We start from the raw sequence: 2,341 nt of genomic DNA on the forward strand, positions 1-2,341 counted from the left end.
GTCGACCTCACGCTTCCGGCCGGCACCAGCACCGCGATCGTGGGCCCACGGGCTCCGGCAAATCGACGCTGGGCTCGCTGGTCCCGCGCTGCATGACGCCACCGCCGGGCGGATCACCATTGACGGCGTCGACGTGCGCGACATCGCCCCTGAGGACCTGACGAAAATCGTTGGCGTGGTGTCCCAGGAGACGTACTTGATTCACGACACCATCCGGGAAAACCTGCTGCTGGCTGCACCCGGCGCGGACGACGCAGTGCTGTGGAGCGCGCTGGCCTCGGCACAGATCGCGGACCTGATCGCAAGCTTGCCCGACGGCCTGGACACCATGGTCGGCGCCCGGGGCCACCGCTTCTCCGGAGGAGAACAGCAGCGCTTGGCGATTGCCCGAACCATCCTGCGCAATCCGAAAGTGCTGGTCCTCGACGAAGCTACCTCCGCCCTGGACAACGCAACCGAGGCTCATGTCCAGGCGGCGCTCGACCGGCTGGCCGTCGGCCGGACTACGCTCACCATCGCCCACAGGCTCTCCACCGTGGAGAAAGCCGATCAGCTCGCAGTGCTCTCGCGCGGTGCCATCGTGGAGTTCGGAACGCCCGGAAACCTTCGCGATTCAGGCGGCGCGTATGCGCGGCTTGTCGAGGCCGGGGAGACTGCGGAGTTTGCCGGTCATGCTGCCGCAGCCCGCCTCACGGCATGAACCGGTACCCGATCCCTACCTCGGTGATCAGGTGGCGCGGGTTCCCGGGCTCCGGTTCCAGTTTCCGGCGGAGCTGGGCCATGTACACGCGCAGGTAATTGGCCTCCTTGGCGTAGGCCGGGCCCCACACCTCGCTCAGGAGCTGCTGTTGGGTGATCAGCTTCTCGGGATTGCGCACGAAAAGATCCAAGATCCTCCACTCCGTCGGCGTGAGGCGGACGTCTTCGCCGTCGCGCGTCACGCGTCTCATGGCAAGGTCCGCAGTGAACGATTCAGTGACCAGCACGGGCGCTTCTTCGCCCGGGTCAGAGGTGCGCCGCAGGATCGCCCGGAGCGCGCGAGCAGCTCGTCGAGCCCGAACGGTTTGGTGATGTAGTCGTCCGCGCCGGCGTCCAAGGCTTCCACCTTGTCGTCCGAGCCGTGACGTGCGGAGAGGACCAGGATGGGTACGCTACTCCACTCACGCAAGCGGGTGATGACTGTGGTTCCGTCGATGTCTGGCAGCCCCAGGTCGAGGATCAAGACGCCAACCGGGTGCTGGGCGGCAGAGCGCAAGGCCGATTCGCCGTCGGACGCTGTGGCCACAGTGTAACCGTGGGCTTGGAGGGTAATCCGCAAGGCCTTGACGATATGGGGATCGTCGTCCACCACCAGGACGTGGCTCATCCCGCCTCCCTGGAGGCGCTATCCGGACTGCCCGACGGCGGCATGTGGCGGTGCTGCAAAAGAACGGATTGCGCCTCCAGGGGAGCTTGCGCCTCCTCGTGCGGGAACGCGACCCCTGTGGATAGCGGAAGCCGGATGACCATGGTCAGGCCGCCGCCCGGAGTCTCTTCCGCGGTGAGCGTGCCTCCCATCGCTTCCGTGAATCCCTTGGCCACGGCGAGCCCCAAGCCAACCCCGGTGGTGGAAGGGACGTCGTTGAGCCGCTGGAATGGCTGGAACATCCTGACGACGCTTTCGGCGGGGACTCCTTGGCCGTGGTCGATGATGCGCAGTTCTCCGGACGGCCTCCCGTCCAGGGTGGACGAGCTAAAGCCACCAGCGGCTCCCACCAGCACAACATCGGAATCCGGAGCGTACTTGATGGCATTCTCCACGATGTTTGCGATAACGCGTTCCAGCATCCCGGCGTCGGCGTCGATCTCCGGCATGTTCCCGGGCAGGTCGACGCGCACCCGCCCCGGCGGCATGCCATGGAGGGCCGTAGGGATCACTTCGTACCAGCGCACCGGGCGAATGAGGGCATTCACCGAGTCCGAGGTAATGCGGGACATGTCCAGGAGGTTCCCCACGAGGACGTCGAGCCTGTCCGAGCATTCCTCGATGGTTGCCAGCAGTTCCTGTTCCTCCTCCGGTGTGTAGTGGACGTTGCTTTGCCGCAAGCCGCCGACGGCCAATTTGATCCCGGCCAGCGGAGTCCGCAAGTCGTGGGAGACGGCGCGCAGGATGGAGGTTCGCATGGTGTTGCTTTCGGCCAAGCGCCTGACTTCACGTCGGCTTGCCGCCAATTGCCGCCGCTCGAGCTGGGCCGAAAGGTGCGCGCCGAAGGCGCTGAGTAGGCGGCGGTCGCTGGCTGGCAGGATGCGGCCGGACAGGACCAGGCGGGTTCCGGCGTCGATCTGTTCGGTGTTTTCGCCG

General features: G+C 66.1%; 1 protein-coding gene and 2 pseudogenes. 1 reads left to right on the plus strand and 2 read right to left on the minus strand.

The features are described 5' to 3' along the window. Window positions 1–700 (plus strand): annotated as a pseudogene (locus AHiyo1_RS12315) (ABC transporter ATP-binding protein); the annotation flags it as partial. On the opposite strand, the pseudogene AHiyo1_RS12320 reads toward AHiyo1_RS12315, so the two are convergent. Further along, window positions 690–1,366, minus strand: a pseudogene (locus tag AHiyo1_RS12320) (response regulator). The pseudogenes AHiyo1_RS12315 and AHiyo1_RS12320 sit on opposite strands and share 11 nt — an antisense overlap. Then, the coding region (locus tag AHiyo1_RS26710; protein WP_253257303.1) for a sensor histidine kinase at window positions 1,363–2,341 on the minus strand (979 nt) is incomplete at its 5' end. The pseudogene AHiyo1_RS12320 and the gene AHiyo1_RS26710, both read right to left, overlap by 4 nt.

This window comes from Arthrobacter sp. Hiyo1, assembly GCF_001263615.2.
In the GTDB taxonomy this organism is placed as follows: Bacteria; Actinomycetota; Actinomycetes; order Actinomycetales; family Micrococcaceae; genus Arthrobacter.